Here is an 18,726-nt window from a genome sequence, read left to right as displayed (position 1 = left end):
TTTATAGAATCTATACAAAAAATGTATTTAAGGTGCGTAATGGATATTAAAATATTAAAAAGTTTTGTCAGCGTGGCTAAGCATCAGAGTTTTTCAGAAGCGGCCAAAGAGCTACATACCGTGCAACCTGCAATAAGTAGGCATATTGCACAGCTCGAAAGCGAGCTTGATGTTGTGCTGTTTATAAGAAACTCACGTGATGTTGCAATAACTCAAGCGGGTGAGCAGCTATTAAAAGATGCACGCGCTATTCTGGCTCTAGCTGACAAAGCTAAAACTCAGGTTAAACGTGCCCACAACGGGCAGATAGGTACACTTAATATTGCGCACTTAAGCTCGGCATGTTTAACCTTTATGGCAGCTCTGGTTCGTGAATATAAACAGCAATACCCACGCGTGCACGTTACATTGTTTGAAATGACTGCAACTGAGCAGATACATGCGTTTAAAAATGATTTAATTGATGTAGGTTTTTCACGGCCTTTACCTGATTCAATTAATGATGAATTTGTAAGTCATACTATTTATGTAGATTCTTTGGTGGCCATAGTTAACCAAGACCATACGCTGGCAAATTATAAAAATATTGATTTAGTTAAACTAAAAAATGAGCCATTTATTATTTTTAATAGAGAGGAAGCACTTGGTCTTTTTGATGAAACCATTTTGCAATGCAAACAAGCTCATTTTTCACCGAACATTATTAGCCAACCTCGGCATATGCAAACATTAGTTACCGAAGTGGCTGCAGGCCTTGGTGTGGCAATTGCGCCTTATTGCGTACGTAAATTATATAGTAAAGGGTGCCATTTTATAAAACTGAGCGATGTATTTACGCAGATTCCGGTGCTATTACAATTTAAAAAAGCAGATACCAATGCGGCTGTTAATGCATTTGTTGAAATAGCCTTAAATGCAAAACCAAGTATTCAACAAAGCATGGCGGAATAAAAAAAGCCCAGTTAAAAAAGTTAAAAGGGCTAAAAGGGTTGTGCTTAGGGAAGTTGTAGTCGTTTTTAAACTTATATTTAGAGCTTATATTTAGAGCTTATATTTAGAACTTATATCTAAAACCAAATGCTATACCGTCGTCTTCCGACTGTTCCATTTGTGCTTGTTGATCGTCGTTATCACTTTCGAAGTCACTAAAGTCCTTACGCGCTTCTATGTAGGCAATAGTGGCTTCGTCAATTAGGTAATGAAGGCCAATAACAGCAAACTGACGCTTAAATACATCGTTAGGATCGGCGTTAAAGTTTGGCTGAATTACGTAATCATCGCCGGCATCAAACACGTTGTAGGCAATAAAAGGGCGAAAGTCGTTATCAAAACGGTATGATGCGAATGTTTCTATACCAATTGCGTCTTTAATTAAGCGACCAATGTTATCTGTGTCGTGGTTTTTGTTTTTATTTACGTTGGCAGCAACGTAAAGGCCGCGCTTATCAATGCTGCCCCACATAATACCGGCACCATAAATTAAATCTTCAACATTACGAGTAGAGCCATCACCAAACGTTAAATCAAACTCACCTCGGTTAACACCTGCCGTAAGCGTTAGCATATCGGTAGGGGTATAAGTTACAGACGCACCAAATGTGTAGTTAAATTCAACTTCTTGAGCTGCACTATCGCCAGAGTTCCAAAGCGTTTCGCATTCTTCTTCTGAAATATCGCTTACGTCACAGGTATAAAACTCGCTGTTTTTAAGCTGCGCTTGTACTGCAAAGCTAAAATCGTTATAGCTATTGCGGTACTGGACTAACTTATCACCACGGCCAGTGCCATTTACAGCGCCATCGTCTTTGTTATAAGTGTAAACACCTGCTGCATTACCATCCCATACAAAGCTATTATTTGTGCCGTAAACTACGTCGTACCATGCACCCCATTGTTTACCAATGGTAAGTTGACCGTACTTTTCGTGTGAAAGGCCTGCGTAACCTAAGCGGTTATACAAAAATTCGTCCTGAATTGACTCAAAACGATTGTTATAAATAATATCGCTACTACCAACAGGGTTTACTCCCCATTCTACAAGAGCAAGGGCAGTCCAATCTTTCTTTAGCTCTCTAGTAAAACCAAAGTTAATGCGCGAAGTACCGTTAACAACTTCGGTTTCGTTTTGTGTGTTAATTACACGCACATCAAGATATCCACCTACTTCTAGAGTGTTTTTGTCATCTTTGTATAACTCTACCGCCGAGACAGCGGGTGCGAATACAATAATTGCGCTAATCAGTGTCGCTAATTTTTTGCTCATCTTGTGTGTTGCCCTGTGCAAATTTTTAGTGTTTTTACGTAGGTAAAAATTCAGATTTGAAGACTAACAAAGCAATAAAGAGCTCAAAAGTGAAAAATACTCAACAAAATTGACAGGCAAATTCTATTGATATTCACTAGAGGTTAATTTTATTTTTCAGGTGTTGCAGAAGTTTGTTTTTATATTGAATATATAGGTAAATAGGATGGTAAATTTGTGGTGTGTTAAAAATTTAATTTGAATTAATTTCATCTTGTTCAAAAAGTAGCAACTAGTGCAAAAGCTCTAAAAGTGCTTTATTTTCATAAATATAACTTTTTATTGTTACTGCATGTACAAAAATGAGTTAAGTAAACACACAAACACGTTAAAAGTGTTTTTACTCTAATTCAGTATACGTAATTCTAAACTCCCTGGACGTATTAAAGTGAATATATTGATGAATTTTTACTTGTGTAAGCTGAATAAAAATTTACAAAACCATTTAATTTAATCTGTTATTTGAGTTACCCACTATACAGTGCTAATAAATGGCTAAAACGCGTTAGTTTGCCTTTAAACTTTCATAGAAAAACAGGCCATTTTGGTTTAAACTGCGCGCAATTTAATTACATCCATACTCCCTTGGAGGGTAGCGCTATTATTAGTACAGCTAATGTCACCATGCAATTTGGTGCTAAACCATTATTTGAAAATATCTCAGCAAAATTTGGCGATGGAAACCGTTACGGTTTAATCGGTGCGAATGGTTGTGGTAAATCAACATTTATGAAAATTTTAAGTGGTGAGCTTGAAGCGTCTTCAGGTAATGTTAGTACTGATCCTAATGAACGCGTTGCTAAACTAAACCAAGACCAGTTTGCCTACGAAGAATATTCAGTAATTGATACTGTGATCATGGGTCACAAAGAGTTGTGGAAAATTAAACAAGAACGCGACCGTATTTACTCTTTACCAGAAATGAGTGAAGACGACGGTATGAAAGTAGCCGATCTTGAAACTGAGTTTGCCGAAATGGATGGTTACTCTGCTGAATCTAAAGCAGGCGAGCTTCTATTAGGCGTAGGTATTGGCACAGACCAACACTTTGGCCCAATGTCTGAAATAGCACCAGGTTTTAAACTGCGCGTGCTACTTGCACAGGTGTTGTTTTCAGACCCGGATATAATGCTACTTGATGAGCCTACCAATAACTTGGATATTTACACCATTAAGTGGTTAGAAGACGTGTTAAACCAACGCGACTGTACCATGATAATCATCTCGCATGACCGTCACTTTTTAAACTCTGTTTGTACACACATGGCCGACATTGACTACGGCGAGCTACGTATTTACTCAGGTAACTATGACGAATACATGTTTGCAGCAACGCAAGCACGTGAGCAACTACTTAGCGAAAACGCGAAGAAGAAAAACCAAATTGCTGAACTTCAACAGTTTGTATCACGTTTCTCTGCTAACGCATCTAAAGCTAAGCAAGCAACATCGCGCGCTAAACGTATCGACAAAATTCAGTTAGATGAAGTTAAAGCCTCTTCACGTCAAACGCCGTTTATTCGTTTCGACCAAGAAAAGCAGTTATTCAGAAACGCACTTGAAATGAATAGCCTAACGCAAGGCTTTGACGACAATACGTTGTTTTCTGGGCTTGAAGGTTTAGTCGAAGTTGGCGAGCGTATTGCTATTATTGGTGAAAATGGTGTTGGTAAAACAACATTACTTAATACATTAGCAGGGCGCTTAGCACCTAAAGCCGGTGAGTTTAAGTTTTCTGAAAACGCGAACATTGGTTACTACGCGCAAGATCACGCAGATGAGTTTGCAACCGACATGAACTTGTTTCAGTGGATGGAACAGTGGCAACAAGAAGGCGACGACGAACAAGTGGTTCGCAGCTTTTTAGGTCGTATGTTGTTCTCTCAAAACGATATTAAAAAGTCAGTTAAAGTAATTTCAGGTGGTGAGCAAGGTCGCATGCTGTTTGGTAAAATTATGATGCATAAACCAAACATATTGTTAATGGATGAGCCAACTAACCACATGGATATGGAATCTATTGAAGCGCTTAACTTAGCACTTGAAGCCTACGAAGGTACATTAATGTTTGTATCGCACGATCGTCAATTTGTATCATCGGTAGCTACCCGTATTTGGGAAGTTAAAGATGGTAAAATTATTGACTTTAGAGGCAACTACGCAGAATACCTAGCGAGTAAAGAAGCTTAATTAGCTATTTACCCGTTAACCCTAAAAAGCCATGTTTAAACATGGCTTTTTTTGTTTTTGTGGCTTTGTATTAGTCGCAATTAATATGGCTTTGGGTATAATACCCGGCTTAAACAGGACATAAGTCCGCTATTTTGAAAATACATTACTGAGGAGTATTTATGACTGTTGGCATTATTATGGGTTCTAAATCAGATTGGCCAACCATGGAACATGCAGCACTTATGCTAGAGCATTTTGGCATTAAGTACGAAACTAAAGTCGTGTCTGCACACCGCACTCCTCAATTACTTGCTGATTATGCAAGTTCAGCCGCAGAACGCGGGATTAAAGTTATTATTGCAGGCGCTGGCGGCGCTGCGCATTTACCGGGTATGGCTGCTGCTTTTACGTCGCTTCCTGTACTGGGCGTGCCTGTAAAATCAAAAGCATTAAATGGTGTTGATTCACTTTTATCTATTTGCCAAATGCCTAAAGGCGTTGCAGTAGGCACACTTGCAATTGGTGAGCCGGGCGCAGCAAACGCAGGTTTACTAGCCGCGCAAATTTTAGGGTGTCAAAATCCAGAAATTTTTGCAAAAATTGAAGCGTTTCGTAAAGCTCAAACCGACACTATATTAGCTAATCCAAACCCTGCAGAGTAATAATGAATATTTTAATATTAGGTGCAGGGCAACTTGCACGTATGATGAGCCTTGCAGGCGCGCCGCTTAATTTAAACGTAGTGGCGTATGATGTAGGCAGCAAGCAAATTATGCACCCGCTAACTGGTGAGGTTTATAGCACGTCACTTGAGCAAGCAATATCAAACGCTGATGCAATTACTGCAGAGTTTGAGCACATTCCTGATGACGTACTAACACTTTGTTGTAACAGCAATAAATTTTACCCAGGTAAGGCCGCGATTAAAACCGGTGGCGATCGCTCGCTTGAAAAAGCATTGCTTGATAAAACAAACGTAACTTGTGCGCCATATCAATTAATTACTGAAAAAGCGCACCTTGAACACGCTGTTAAAACCTTAGGTAAGCCACTTGTTATTAAAACATGCCAAGCGGGTTATGACGGGAAAGGCCAATGGCGTTTAAAATCAGATAGTCAAATAGACGAAATTTGGTCACAAATGGCTGATTTTATTGCATCGGGCACAGAGCTTTCGCCACATACAATTATTGCTGAAAGAATGATCCCGTTTGATCGTGAAGTATCTATTATTGGTGCGCGCGATAAACACGGTAATGTTGCTATTTATCCGCTAACAGAAAACGAGCACACTAATGGTGTATTAACGCTTTCTATTGCCGGTAAAAATAATCAAAGTGTTGAAGCGCAAGCAAACGATGCCTTTACAAAAATAGCAAACGAGCTTAACTACGTTGGCGTATTAGCTATTGAGTTTTTTGATGTACAAGGTACGTTACTCGTTAACGAAATTGCTCCGCGTGTACATAACTCAGGCCACTGGACGCAACAAGGCTGCCATTGCTCACAGTTTGAAAACCACATGCGTGCTGTTGCAGGTTTACCGCTTGGTAATACAGAGCTTAAACACATTACCGCGATGATAAACGTACTAGGGCAACCTAGTATTCCAGCTGACGTACTAAAATACGCAGATGTGACTAGCCATTGGTACGGTAAAACTGCAAAACCAGGTCGTAAAATGGGCCATATAAACGTATCGGCCACTAGCATGAACGACCTAGCAGATAAATTAGGTGAGCTTACTGAATATTTACCTGAGCAAGACTACCCAGGTATTTTAAAATCGGCAGCTAATTTAATCCTTCATTAAACGGCTAAATACTCGTTTTATTAAATGCCGAGCTTGCTCGGCTTTTTTATGTTTAAAAAAGGCGCGTGGATACCCAGTTTGTGAAATAATGATTGAGTCTAAAATTTTACAGTGAAATTATTTAATGAAACTTAAAGCAATTTATAGCGCACTCCTTGTTGCCGCTTCTTTTAGTACTTTTTTTAGTAACAGTGCATTTGCATCAGACTCTCTTCGTGTTGCTACTTTTAATGTAAGTATGGATGCAACTAATCACACGCCTAAAGGTGAGCAAATTAAAAGTGATGCTTTAGTTAATGCACTTAAAGCAAACCACCAGCAAATTAAAAACATAGCCGAAATTATTCAACGTGTTCGCCCTGATATTATTTTACTTAACGAATTTGATTACATCCCAAAAGAGCAGGGCATTGAATACTTTAATAAGCATTATTTAAATGTAGGTCAGCAAAAACAAGCGGCTATTAACTACCCTTACACTTATATAGCCCCGGTAAATACAGGCCTAGCCACCGAGTTTGATTTAGATAACGATGGCAAAAAAAATGGTGTTATGGGTGATGCACAAGGCTTTGGCTTTTTTGAAGGGCATTACGGTATGGCTATTTTGTCAAAATACCCAATCGATTTTGATAAAGTTAGAACCCTTCAAACCTTTAAATATAAAGACATGCCAAATTCACTAATGCCAATGATGCCTAAAACAGGTGAAAACTGGTATAACGCTCAAGAATGGGAAGCGCTTAGACTCAGCTCTAAATCGTTTTGGGATTTACCTATTAACGTAAACGATAAAACCATTCATGTTATTGCATCTCACCCAACACCGCCTGTATTTGACGGTAAAGAGGATAGAAACGGCAAGCGTAACCATGATGAAGTAAGGCTAATTGCCGATTACGTTTCAAACGCTAAGTATATTTACGATGATAAAGGCGAAAAAGGCGGTTTAAAAACTTACTCTCGCTTTGTTATTTTAGGGGATTTAAATGCCGCCCCTGAGGGTGATAAAGCCCGTACAAACACCACAGATCAACTACTTAAAAATCCACTTATTAACGCTCAATTTGTTCCAAAAAGTGAAGGCGCTAAAGAGCAGTATGACGTGCCTTATGCACAAAATTACAGTGCTAATTGGCAAGCGCGTGTTGATTACGTACTACCGTCAAACTATGGCTTAAAAATTAAGGACGGTGGTGTATTTTGGCCTACTAAAACTAGTAGTGAATATCGTTTAATTAAAGATAGAAACGCATCGAGCGATCACCGGATGGTGTGGCTTGATTTAATCGTTGAATAACGTCCACTAATAAAGGGGGCGTTAGTAAACTGAGCTTTACCCTGTTTAATGGCTATTTATCTTAAAAAATTGCAATAACTTGAGTGCTTCTGCTTAAATACGGCTTAATTATAATAACCGTATAGAAGCACTATGATTTTTAATCTTTCTTCATCTAAAACGTTAGTGGCCTTAGCTGTTGCCTCAAGTGTCATGCTTGCAGGTTGTAGCGCGACCGCTAATACCTCTTCAACACAGCAAAGTGCTTTACCAGCAACCAAGGTTGCTGCGGTTGAAAACACGCCAGCAGATATCGGCTCACAAAAAATAACGCTAGAACAAGCAATGGCCGATCCGGATTGGATGGGTAATCAGCCAGAGGGTGCTTACTGGGCGAGCGATTCGTCTACTATTATTTATGCTCAAAAAGAGCAGGGTAATACACTACGCGATTTATTTAGCCAATCGGTTACTAGCCAAACAGCAGAGCAAGTAGCTCTTAATAAACTTCATACTGTGGGTTCAAATAAAGCCGTTTATTCTAAAAATAAAACAATGGCGGCCTACACATTTAAAGGCAATGTATTTGTTAAAAACCTAAAAACCGGCGAACTTAAACAAATTACAGCTACATCAGCGGGCGAGTCAAAGCCACAATTTTTAAATAATGGCGATTTAGTTTACCGCCAAGGCAATGTATTTTTTAAAGTTGATTTAAAAACAGGCTCAACGAGCGAGCTTGCTAACTTAAAACTTGCTGATGAGCCAAAAGGTATTGAAGAGCCAAGCACGTATATTGCTAAAGAGCAGCATAAATTGATTAAATTTGTGGCGCTTCAACAAAAAAATAAAAAAGATAAGCAAGCTCGCAGTGAGCAAATTAATGAACAAAACGATTCAATTGCTAACACAGCTTATTACTTAGGCGAAGGAAATACCGTTGCAGAAGCGCAGCTTTCGCCAAATGGTGATGCGCTGTTAGTCGTTGTACAAAAGCAAACAGACTGGCGTAGTGATGGCGATATTATGCCTAACTACATTACAAATGACGCCACTATAGAACCTAAAAAAGCACGCCGCCGTGTAGCCGACGCTAAAGAAGAAACCTCAAAGCTTGTCTACATCAATTTAACTAACAAAGAGCAAACATCACTTAGCTTTAATACCTTACCGGGCTTTGACGAAGATGTTTTAGCCTCAGTTAAAAAAGAAAATTATGCACGTGATGGTAAAACATATAAGTCTAAAAAGGCACCTCGTGGTATTAACCTTATTATGGACTGGGGTTTTGAGCAAAGCCCAATAGTATGGAACGACGATGGCTCGCAAGTAGCTATAATGCTAGAAGCGTGGGACAACAAAGACCGCTGGCTTGCAACGGTAGATTTTAAAAACAACAAACTTGTGTCGCAACACCGCCTGCATGACGATGCATGGATTGCTTACGCATTTAACGACTTTGGGTGGTTACATAACTCAAACACGCTTTATTACCTATCGGAAGAGTCAGGTTACAGCCAGCTTTATAAAAAGCCTGTAAATGGTAGTGCAACCGCACTAACACAAGGCCAATTTGAGGTTTCTAACTTAACGCTTACCAGCGACGACAGCGCAATTTATTACAAAGCGAATGTTGAGCATCCAGGGCTTTACGAAATTTACCGCGTTAACCCGCAAACAGGTAATAGCGAGCAAATTACTGACTTAAACGGCATGACTGACTACACGTTAAGCCCAGATGAAAATAAGTTACTCCTTAAGCACTCTACAATTACCATGCCTAATGAGCTTTACGTAGCAGATGCTAAAGCCAATACAAAAGCAACGCGCTTAACGCATACTGTGTCGGATGAGTTTTTAGCTAAAAAGCTAACAGCCCCTAAAATTGTTGCCGTACCATCGAGCCATACTGATCAACCAATATATGCAAAAGTATATTATCCAGCAGATTACGTTGAAGGTGAAGTAGGTAAAAATCGTAAAGCGGTTATTTTTAACCACGGCGCGGGTTACTTACAAAATTCACACATGGGGTTTTCGGTTTATTTTCGTGAATTTATGTTTCATTCATTGCTCGCTGATGAAGGTTACATAGTAATGGATATGGATTACCGCGCATCTAAAGGTTACGGGCGTGATTGGCGTACCGCGATTTATCGTCAAATGGGCACGCCTGAAACACAAGATTTAGCCGATGGCGTTAAATGGATGGCGCAAAATGCCAACGTTGATACCAAAGCAGTCGGTACTTATGGTGGCTCTTACGGCGGTTTTATGACCTTTATGGCATTGTTTACCGCGCCTGAGTTATTTCAATCGGGTGCGGCACTTAGACCTGTTACCGATTGGGCGCATTACAACACAGGTTATACGGCTAATATATTAAACCACCCTGATGTTGACCCGATTGCGTATGAGCGCAGCTCGCCAATTTATTATGCTGAGGGTTTAAACAAGCGTTTATTAATTAACTCACCAATGGTTGACGATAACGTGTTTTTTCAAGATTCAGTGCGTTTAGTGCAGCGCTTAATAGAGCTTGAAAAACAAAACTTTGAAACAGCTATATTTCCTGTTGAACCACATGGTTTTGTACAGCCTTCAAGCTGGTTAGACGAATACCGCCGTATTCATAAGTTATTTAAAGAAACACTTTAATCTTTAACTCTTAAAGTATAAAAACAAAAACGCCGCATTAGTTTAGTTAACTAATGCGGCGTTTTTATTGGATTGAACACAATCTAACTTTATTTTTGCTTTTTAAAGTTCTTTTTAAAGAGCTCTATAGCCAATGGTATTGCAAGTAAAGTCCCGCCAATAACACCAATTAAATGTGCATCAATAGCTACAGTGGAGCTAATAAGCTTTCCTATATCAGCATTAGGGCCGCTAAATTGTTCAAACCCTATTTTAATCCATACGCCTATGAATAATAAATAACCCGATTTGAGTCCTACAGTTATATCTTTAACGGCACCCCAAATAATTACACCATGCAGTAGAGCACTTAATCCGGTATAAATATGTATGCTTGGGCAAAACCAATACACGCCGAGTCCACACCACAGTGCTAGCGCAGTTGTATTAAAAGCGTAGCGAGTAGGTGATGTGTACTCGCCATGTAAAAGCCATATTAATAAAACTCCACTGGCATTTAATCCCAAATGAGCCCAATTAGCATGAACAAATTGGCTTGAAAAGATTCGCCATAGTTCACCTTCATTAATTAGACTTCGGTTAAATTCAAGTAAACTATTTAAATCAAATGCAGCAAAAATGGTACTAAAAAGCAGCAGAATAATAGGCGGTAATATATAACGAGGTTGAATAGGTAAATTAAGCATTTTATTATATTTTTTTAGTCAAAATTTTTGCATATTGTGCCCGTTTAACTTTAAGATGCCAAATACAACTACGTAATTAAGTGTTTTTAGTATTTTTATGCATTTTAAACTTAACTCATTATTTGCCATTGGTCTGTGCGCAGTATCGCTGCCTTCATTTGCACAGCAAGCAACTCAAATTGAAACTCGCGAACCTGAAGCCGCTACCGGATTAATCCATAAAGAAGTAGTGCAGGGTAATAAATACATGGTTGCTGCGGCAAATCCATATGCCTCAAGAGCCGGTCAACAAATTTTAGCCCAAGGTGGCAGTGCCGTAGATGCTGCGATTGCTACTCAACTAGTGCTTACTTTAGTTGAACCGCAATCGTCAGGTATTGGCGGTGGTACATTTATGATGTATTACAACAAAGCTAACAATAAATTGACTAGTTTTGATGGCCGCGAAACAGCACCTGCAAATGCAGACGAAACGCTGTTTTTAGATAAGCACGGCAAAGCAGTTAAATGGATTGAAGCTGTAGTAGGCGGACGCTCTGTTGGTGTGCCTGGTATTTTACATGCCTTTGCAAGCGCGCATAAACAATACGGTACATTGCCGTGGGAAGCGCTTTTTAAACCGGCTATTGAACTTGCAGAGCAAGGCTTTGTAATTTCGCCGCGTTTACATGGCTTATTAGCACGCCAATTAAACCCTGGTGTATTGAGTATGCCGATTATTAACGAATACTTTTACCCAAATGGTAAGTTAATTGAAGTAGGTAGTGTTAAAAAGAATCAACCGCTTGCTGATTTATACAAAGACATTGCAAAGCAGGGCATTGATGCATTTTACAAAGGCGAAAACGCTAAACAAATGGTTAATGCTGTACAGCACTCTAAAATAGCCCCTGGTAAATTAAGTGTGCAAGATTTAGCAGATTACAAAAGTAAAGAACGCGATGCGGTATGTATACAATACCGTGCTTATAACGTGTGTTCTATGGCGCCACCAAGTAGTGGCGGTGTAGCTGTGCTACAAATGCTTGGCCTACTTGAGCATAAAGATATGAGCGCACTTAAACCAAATGGCGAAAAGGCGATTCATTACTTTAGCCAAGCTTCGCGTATTGCATTTGCCGATCGCGATATGTACATGGGCGATCCCGATTTCACGCAAGTACCTACAAAAGAGCTATTAAACAAAGATTACATTGCCTCACGCGCTAAATTAATTACCGAAACAGACCAAAAAGCCGTAGCCGGTAATCCAGTAGGGTACCTAAGTTATGCAATGGATGATTCATACGAGTTACCTTCTACTTCTCATGTCTCTATTGTAGATAGTAAAGGTAATGCCGTTTCGATGACTAGTTCAATTGAAATGGCGTTTGGCTCCACGGTTATGGTTAATGGCTTTATTTTAAATAACCAACTAACTGACTTTTCGTTATCGCCACGTAAAAACGGCAAGCTTGTAGCAAACCGTGTAGAGGCTGGTAAACGCCCGCGTAGCTCTATGTCACCGGTAATGGTATTTAATAAAGATGGCAGCTTACGTTTAATTGTAGGCTCACCTGGCGGTAGTCGTATCATAGATTACGTTGCACAAGTTGTTGTGGGTGTTATTGACTGGAATTTATCAGCGCAAGACGCTATTAACTTACCGCGTACAACAAATCGTAACGATTACACCAGCCTTGAAAAAGGCACAGCTATTGAAGCCATTGCGCCTGCGCTTACTAAACGCGGCCACAATGTACGTATTATTGACTTAAACTCGGGCTTACACGCAGTTGAAGTTAAAAATGACAAACTTTACGGCGGAGCTGATCCACGCCGTGAAGGTGTTGCGTTATCTGATTTAACTGATAATAACGCCACTATACAATTTTAAATTATGTATAATATACATGCGGGCAGTGAAGCCTGCATGTATTTTCTCTCAATGGTCTGACTAGCTTAATTGTCGTTGCAATTAAACCTTTAACACTGATAATGACAGATCATAACTTAAGACTCCGTTAAAGCCTGGAAATATGACAACTAATACTGATCCTAACTACTTATATATTCATCATTCTGGCCCTGGCCTAATTGAAACACCGCTATTAAATAAAGGCAGCGCCTTTAGTAAAAAAGAACGCGAAAATTTCAATCTTGCTGGTTTACTTCCTCCTCGCTTTGAAACAATTGAAGAGCAAGTTGAGCGTTGTTATCAGCAATATTCTAGCTTTACAGATAACCTTAATAAGCATATTTACTTACGTGCGATTCAAGATAACAACGAAACACTTTATTACCGTTTAGTGCGGGATCATCTTGAAGAAATGATGCCAATCATTTACACGCCTACAGTTGGGGATGCTTGTGAAAAATTCTCAGACATTTACCGCAGCGCGCGTGGCTTATTTATTTCGTATGAAGACAGATACCAAATTGACGACATTTTACGCAACGCTACCAAAGGTAAAGTAAAAGTTATTGTTGTAACCGATGGCGAGCGTATTTTAGGCCTTGGCGATCAAGGTATTGGCGGCATGGGTATCCCAATTGGTAAATTGTCACTTTACACTGCGTGTGGTGGTATAAGCCCAGCATACACATTACCTGTAATGCTTGATGTGGGTACTAATAACGAAAAGCTTTTAAACGATCCTATGTACATGGGTGCACGCCATAAGCGTATTGCCCAAGACGAATACGATGAGTTTTTAGATTTATTCATTAAAGCGGTTAAACGTCGCTGGCCAAATGTGTTACTTCAGTTTGAAGATTTTGCACAACCAAATGCAATGCCGTTACTTAAGCGCTACCGCAATGAAATTTGTAGCTTTAACGATGACATTCAAGGTACTGCGGCTGTAACGGTAGGTTCTTTACTTGCAGCGTGTCGCGTTAAAAATTCAACCCTTAGCCAACAAAAAGTAGTTTTTGTGGGTGCAGGCTCTGCTGGTTGTGGTATTGCTGAGCAAATTATTAGCCAAATGGTTTTTGAAGGTATTAGTGAAGCTCAAGCGCGTAGCCAAGTATTTATGGTTGACCGTTTTGGCCTACTTACAGAGGGTATGGAAGGCTTACGCGATTTCCAACAAGCACTTGCACAACCTCAAGGTTCAGTAAGTGATTGGACTTACAGCGGTGAATACGCATCACTTCTTGATGTTATGCACTGTGCACAACCAGACATTTTAATTGGTGTTTCAGGTCAACCTGGTTTGTTTACTGAACAAGCTATTCGAGCAATGCACGCCGGTTGTGAACAGCCAATTATTTTCCCATTAAGTAATCCATCTAAGCAGGTAGAAGCGCATCCTGCTGATGTAATTAAGTGGACTGACGGTAAAGCACTTGTTGCAACAGGTAGCCCATTTGATCCGGTAGAACACAACGGTGAAATTTTTCCAATCCCACAATGTAACAATAGCTATATTTTCCCGGGTATTGGTTTAGGTGTTATTGCCGCTAAAGCGACACGCATTACAGATGCAATGTTAAGTGTGTCTAGCGAAATGCTTGCAGAGTCGTCGCCACGTGCAAACACAGGTAAAGGTAGTTTATTACCAGCCCTTACGGAAATTGAAACGCTAAGTAAGCGTATTGCATTTGCCATTGCTAAAAAAGCAATCGAAGAGGGCGTTGCTCTTGAGATTACTGATGATGCGTTATGGGCAGCAATCGACAAAAATTACTGGTTACCAAAATACCGTAACTATAAACGTTGTAGTGTTTAATAACGGTACCCGTAATTTAAAGTAAATGAGGCTGTACGTTAAGTTACAGCCATTAACAAAAAACAGGCAATTGCCTGTTTTTTTGTGCTTGTTCATATTTAATTAACCACGTAAGGTCTTTAATAGCATTTACAAAATTAAAGGATCGACTTAATGAAAACACTGACTCTTGTTTTAGGTAGTGCACTGGCTTTTAACGTACTTAGTTTTGATGCACTTGCGGCAGCGACCCCCGATGCTCCTCATATTTATGTTAAAGGCGAAGCAACTCTTACCACAATGCCAGATTACGTACAGCTTAGTGTAGGTATTACCGAAGTTGATAAAGACTTAATTGCTGCTAAAAATAAAACCGACCTAACCATCGCTAAAGCAATTAAGCTCGTAAAAGAAATTGGTGTTAAAGAGGGAGATATAAACGCCGGACAAATTTCAATAAACCGTGATAGCCAATATAACCGCACTACCGGTAATCAAGAATTTAAAGGCTTTAAGGTTTCTCGTACATTAACTGTAAAACTTAGCGATATAAATAAATACCCTGAATTACTACAAAGCTTAGTTAACAACGGTATTAACGAAATTAATCAAACGCAATTTTTAGCAAGTAACTACAACGAGCTGCACAAAAAAGCGCAAAAGTTAGCAATTAAAGACGCACGGGATGCAGCAAAAGAGTTTAGTGAAGATTATGGCGTTGATTTAAAAGGATTGTACAGCGCATCACTGAGTCCACTCAATGTGCAGTCGCAGCCTTATATGCGCGCAGAAAAAGTAATGATGGCTGATAGCGCACCAAGTAACTATGTACCTGATGCCTACCATGCTGGAGAGATTAAAGTAACAGCTTCAAGCTATGCCGTGTACTACATAGATTAAATTTATTTTTGGTGGTGCTCAAAACGTGCCACCAACTTCTCACCTTGCTCTTGGCTAATGCGCGCTATTGAGTTGAGCATATTAGTCACTTCGCGTCTGTCGTATTCATTAGTTACATGTTCATTTATGTCATCAACAATCGCATTTAAGTAATTAAATAAACTGTTTCGTGCATCGGTATCTTTATGGGCAATAAACAAAATATTTTTAAATGCCTCAAGCACATTTGTCATTACGTATGCATCGCCTTTGGCGTAATTACGCAGCGGTGTAAAATTGTCATGTAATAACTCATCAAAGCTTGTTTCATGAAGGTACAACAATGGGGTATTATCATTGTGCTTAAACGAGTAGTTAATATCGTTAATTGACAGCCGTTGAATAAGTAAAATACTCAGCATATCAATTGATTTAACCGCAGTACCTGGATCGTTTATGCCCGGGCTCATTGCCTTAACTGCAATTTCTGATATTTGCGTTAACCCATAACGGTAATGATCGCTAATGTACTCTTCTATATAAAAAATAAAGCAGTCGAGAATTTTATTTATCAGCTCTTCATCGTTTGATATGTCTTTATTACATTTTAAAAACGGATAGCCTTTAACTGTAAAATAGCCTTGGTTAACAGAGATATACACCTTTATATCTTGCTCTGCCAAAATGGCACAGAGCTTATCGGTTTGCACGCCTTTGTAATATCCCTCTGTTTTACTGCTAACCGAATGCCACTTACTAAAGTCTGGAAAGTCTTCAACTGGGTTTTCTTGTTGTCTTTGTATTATTGTTTTAATTTCGTTTTTAGTTTGGCTAAACAAGCCATTTAATACGTTATCAACCTGAATGGCACGAGAGATTGAATGTATAAAAAATACAAATAAACCTAATGAAATCAATCCAAAAACAAGTGCGAACAACACACCAATTGAAGGAATAGCCGTACTGCCACCTTCAAGTTTATTAATATTTATAAGCATAATAATTGAGTAAATTATGCTGCCTAAATAAAAGCCCAAAACCATTTGATGTGATTTACGCGTAATAAGCCCAGGTACTACGCGGGGCGATAAACTCGCACTGGCCGAATTTAAAACGACCATTACCATTGAAAAACTAAACACGGTAAGCGAAATAATACTCCCCGCTAAGGTGCTTAAAATAGTACGTGCGTTTTCAGCGCTATCAACAAGTACAACCGATATAAACGATTTTAGCTGCTCAATAGGCGCTAAATATTCAACCGACATAGTAATAATGGCAAATGCTAAAAAGCCCACTGAAAGCATCGAAGGGTAAAAGCCAATACTGTTGATCATTTCACGGTAACTGTCGGCTACTTTGCGAGGTACAAACATAAAATCCTTATGTAATTTCTACTTACTTAATACCCTAGCTTAGCATAGGCATTTATTAAACTTCTGATAATGCTGCTCAAATTTATATGTTATTATCACGCCCACAATAATAAAGCGCATGCTTATGCGATAAAAATAACAGGAAAACGCCGTGATCATTTCAACTTATGCTGCATTACTTGCATTCTTTTACATTTATTTGAGCTTTAACGTAATAAAAGTGCGCCGCGCTGAGCAGATATCACTTGGTGATAACGGTAACGCAACGCTGCAACGTGCTGTACGTGCCCACGCTAACTTTATGGAATACGTGCCAATTGCTTTAATTTTACTCTTTTTGGCAGAGTACCAAGGACTTGCTAGCCATTACTGCCATATATTAGGTGGTGCGTTATTAATAGGGCGTGTATTTCAAAATTTAGGCATAGTAGAAAAAAGTCTGAAATATCGCCAAATTGGTACTATTGCTACATTTTTGGTGATTATTGTTAGCGCCTTTTTATTGCTAGTAACACGTGGCTAATTAAAGAAAAGCTAATGAGCAAAATATTTATAATAGGTTTACCGCGTACCGGCACAACGAGTGTGTGCCATGCATTTTTAGAGCTCGGCATTACAACGGCGCATACCGCGTATACTAATGCTTGTTTTGAAAATGCTAACGCGATTGCCGACACTCCCATATTTAATGACTTTAAAGCACTTGATATTCATTATCCAGACTCTAAGTTTATTTATTTAGAACGCGAACTGAGTGCATGGCTACCTTCAATAAAGCAGCTTTTAACACGTATGCACACTAATTTAACCCGTGCAGACGGGGGCTTTAATATTCATATAAAACGCTGTTATTTAAATGCGTTTAGTGAGCTTTCGCTTGATAATATTAGCGACGATAGTTACTTAGCAGACTGTTATGATACACATTTTAATGATGCTCAAACGTACTTTAATAACCGTGACGACGATTTTTTATCCATTGATATAGCAAAGCCTGATAGTTACAAAAAGTTGTGTAATTTTTTAGGGTTAGAAAGTGATAAAACTGATTTTGAAAAAATGAATATGGGCGGAAAAGTCACCGCATGGAACGATATTAAACACCCGTTAAAAGTTGAGTCTACGGCTAAAGGGCGCATAGATAAATTACTGCCTTACAAGATTTTTTAAATCAAATACGTTAAAATCCCCGCATTATTATTTAAGTTGTACAGAACATGTTTGAATTAAAATACCACACCCCATTTGAATGGACCGAAGTTGTCCTTGCTGACTTTAATACATTTTTACAAGATCATGCCGCTGCTGAAAAAAAAGCATCGGGTATGGCTATGTCTATGCTTTCGCATTATCCAGACAAACGTAAATTAGTAAAAGCCATGACCGATTTAGCACTAGAAGAATTAATACACTTTAAACAAGTGCTTAAGTTACTTTTAGAGCGCGATGTAAACTTAGGTGACGACAAAAAAGATCCGTACATAAAACAAATACGTGCACTATTTAGACACGGTCGTGATGGTTTTTTAATGGACCGATTACTAGTAGGTGGTGTAATTGAAGCACGTGGCCACGAGCGTTTTTCTTTAGTTGCACAAGCACTTCCTGAGGGTAAAGAAAAAGACTTTTATGTTGCTATTGCCAAATCAGAAGAAAAACATAAAAACCTATTTGTAGAACTCGCTTACGAATACTTTGAAAAAGAAGAAGTTGATGTTCGCCTAGAAGAGTTACTTATAGCTGAAGCAAAAATCTGTGAAAGCATCCCGTTTACAGCCGCTTTGCATTAATTAAAACTCGCGCAGAGCTTATTTTACTCGCTTTGCGCCATACCCCTATGCTCTTATTCCTTTGCTAATCTCTTCATGA

Annotated in this window: 15 protein-coding genes; 12 read left to right on the top strand and 3 right to left on the bottom strand. The window is 39.1% G+C overall.

Annotated elements, in window-relative coordinates:
- Positions 1-39 precede the first annotated feature (39 nt).
- A complete protein-coding gene (locus WNY98_RS07750; RefSeq protein ID WP_342877556.1) occupies positions 40-951 on the top strand; it encodes a LysR substrate-binding domain-containing protein in 912 nt (303 codons plus the stop codon).
- Between the two features lie 103 nt (positions 952-1,054).
- Here WNY98_RS07750 and WNY98_RS07745 read toward each other — a convergent pair whose 3' ends face one another.
- Complete coding sequence (locus WNY98_RS07745) at positions 1,055-2,263, bottom strand: porin (protein ID WP_342877555.1); 1,209 nt, start codon at positions 2,261-2,263, stop codon at positions 1,055-1,057.
- A 639-nt stretch (positions 2,264-2,902) separates the two neighbouring features.
- Between WNY98_RS07745 and WNY98_RS07740 the strand changes: the two genes are divergently transcribed.
- From WNY98_RS07740 to WNY98_RS07720, 5 genes are all read left to right on the top strand, one after another.
- Positions 2,903-4,492 (top strand): ABC-F family ATPase, encoded by a 1,590-nt coding sequence (locus WNY98_RS07740; RefSeq protein ID WP_342877623.1) that lies wholly within the window; start codon positions 2,903-2,905, stop codon positions 4,490-4,492.
- Positions 4,493-4,653: 161 nt separating this feature from the next.
- On the top strand, positions 4,654-5,136 hold the full coding sequence (gene purE / locus WNY98_RS07735) for a 5-(carboxyamino)imidazole ribonucleotide mutase (protein WP_002962540.1): 483 nt from the start codon (positions 4,654-4,656) through the stop codon (positions 5,134-5,136).
- A gap of 2 nt (positions 5,137-5,138) precedes the next feature.
- Entirely contained in the window at positions 5,139-6,287 is a 1,149-nt protein-coding gene (locus WNY98_RS07730; protein ID WP_342877554.1) for a 5-(carboxyamino)imidazole ribonucleotide synthase, read from the top strand.
- Between the two features lie 124 nt (positions 6,288-6,411).
- Positions 6,412-7,587: an endonuclease/exonuclease/phosphatase family protein gene (locus tag WNY98_RS07725; RefSeq protein WP_342877553.1), complete on the top strand. Its 1,176-nt coding sequence runs from the start codon at positions 6,412-6,414 to the stop codon at positions 7,585-7,587.
- A 132-nt stretch (positions 7,588-7,719) separates the two neighbouring features.
- Complete coding sequence (locus WNY98_RS07720) at positions 7,720-10,224, top strand: prolyl oligopeptidase family serine peptidase (RefSeq protein WP_342877552.1); 2,505 nt, start codon at positions 7,720-7,722, stop codon at positions 10,222-10,224.
- Between the two features lie 89 nt (positions 10,225-10,313).
- Here the strand turns inward: WNY98_RS07720 and rrtA are convergent, their stop codons facing one another.
- Complete coding sequence (gene rrtA / locus WNY98_RS07715) at positions 10,314-10,910, bottom strand: rhombosortase (RefSeq protein WP_342877551.1); 597 nt, start codon at positions 10,908-10,910, stop codon at positions 10,314-10,316.
- Positions 10,911-11,007: 97 nt separating this feature from the next.
- On the opposite strand from rrtA, the gene ggt reads away from it, so the two are divergent.
- The 3 genes from ggt to WNY98_RS07700 all read left to right on the top strand — a co-directional run bounded on the left by ggt (position 11,008) and on the right by WNY98_RS07700 (position 15,502).
- Positions 11,008-12,786 carry a gamma-glutamyltransferase gene (gene ggt, locus WNY98_RS07710; protein WP_342877550.1) on the top strand — a complete coding sequence of 593 codons (1,779 nt, stop codon included), beginning with the start codon at positions 11,008-11,010 and terminating at the stop codon, positions 12,784-12,786.
- Between the two features lie 142 nt (positions 12,787-12,928).
- Complete coding sequence (locus WNY98_RS07705) at positions 12,929-14,623, top strand: NAD-dependent malic enzyme (RefSeq protein ID WP_170070897.1); 1,695 nt, start codon at positions 12,929-12,931, stop codon at positions 14,621-14,623.
- Positions 14,624-14,776: 153 nt separating this feature from the next.
- On the top strand, positions 14,777-15,502 hold the full coding sequence (locus WNY98_RS07700; RefSeq protein ID WP_024598391.1) for an SIMPL domain-containing protein: 726 nt from the start codon (positions 14,777-14,779) through the stop codon (positions 15,500-15,502).
- A gap of 2 nt (positions 15,503-15,504) precedes the next feature.
- Here the strand turns inward: WNY98_RS07700 and WNY98_RS07695 are convergent, their stop codons facing one another.
- Positions 15,505-16,857 carry a DUF2254 domain-containing protein gene (locus WNY98_RS07695; protein WP_342877549.1) on the bottom strand — a complete coding sequence of 451 codons (1,353 nt, stop codon included), beginning with the start codon at positions 16,855-16,857 and terminating at the stop codon, positions 15,505-15,507.
- Between the two features lie 151 nt (positions 16,858-17,008).
- Here WNY98_RS07695 and WNY98_RS07690 point away from each other — a divergent pair, with 151 nt between their 5' ends.
- Genes WNY98_RS07690 through WNY98_RS07680 form a run of 3 tightly spaced genes read left to right on the top strand, consistent with a single transcriptional unit; the run spans position 17,009 to position 18,647 of the window.
- Positions 17,009-17,380, top strand: a complete 372-nt coding sequence (locus tag WNY98_RS07690) for an MAPEG family protein (RefSeq protein ID WP_024604385.1) — start codon at positions 17,009-17,011, stop codon at positions 17,378-17,380.
- A gap of 14 nt (positions 17,381-17,394) precedes the next feature.
- Positions 17,395-18,027 (top strand): sulfotransferase, encoded by a 633-nt coding sequence (locus WNY98_RS07685; RefSeq protein ID WP_342877548.1) that lies wholly within the window; start codon positions 17,395-17,397, stop codon positions 18,025-18,027.
- A gap of 47 nt (positions 18,028-18,074) precedes the next feature.
- Positions 18,075-18,647 carry a tRNA-(ms[2]io[6]A)-hydroxylase gene (locus WNY98_RS07680; RefSeq protein ID WP_007586685.1) on the top strand — a complete coding sequence of 191 codons (573 nt, stop codon included), beginning with the start codon at positions 18,075-18,077 and terminating at the stop codon, positions 18,645-18,647.
- Positions 18,648-18,726: the final 79 nt, after the last annotated feature.

Origin of the sequence: Pseudoalteromonas sp. AS71 (assembly GCF_038900275.1) — a bacterium.
Classification (GTDB): Bacteria; Pseudomonadota; Gammaproteobacteria; order Enterobacterales; family Alteromonadaceae; genus Pseudoalteromonas.
This window is presented reverse-complemented; position numbering and strand designations above follow the sequence as displayed.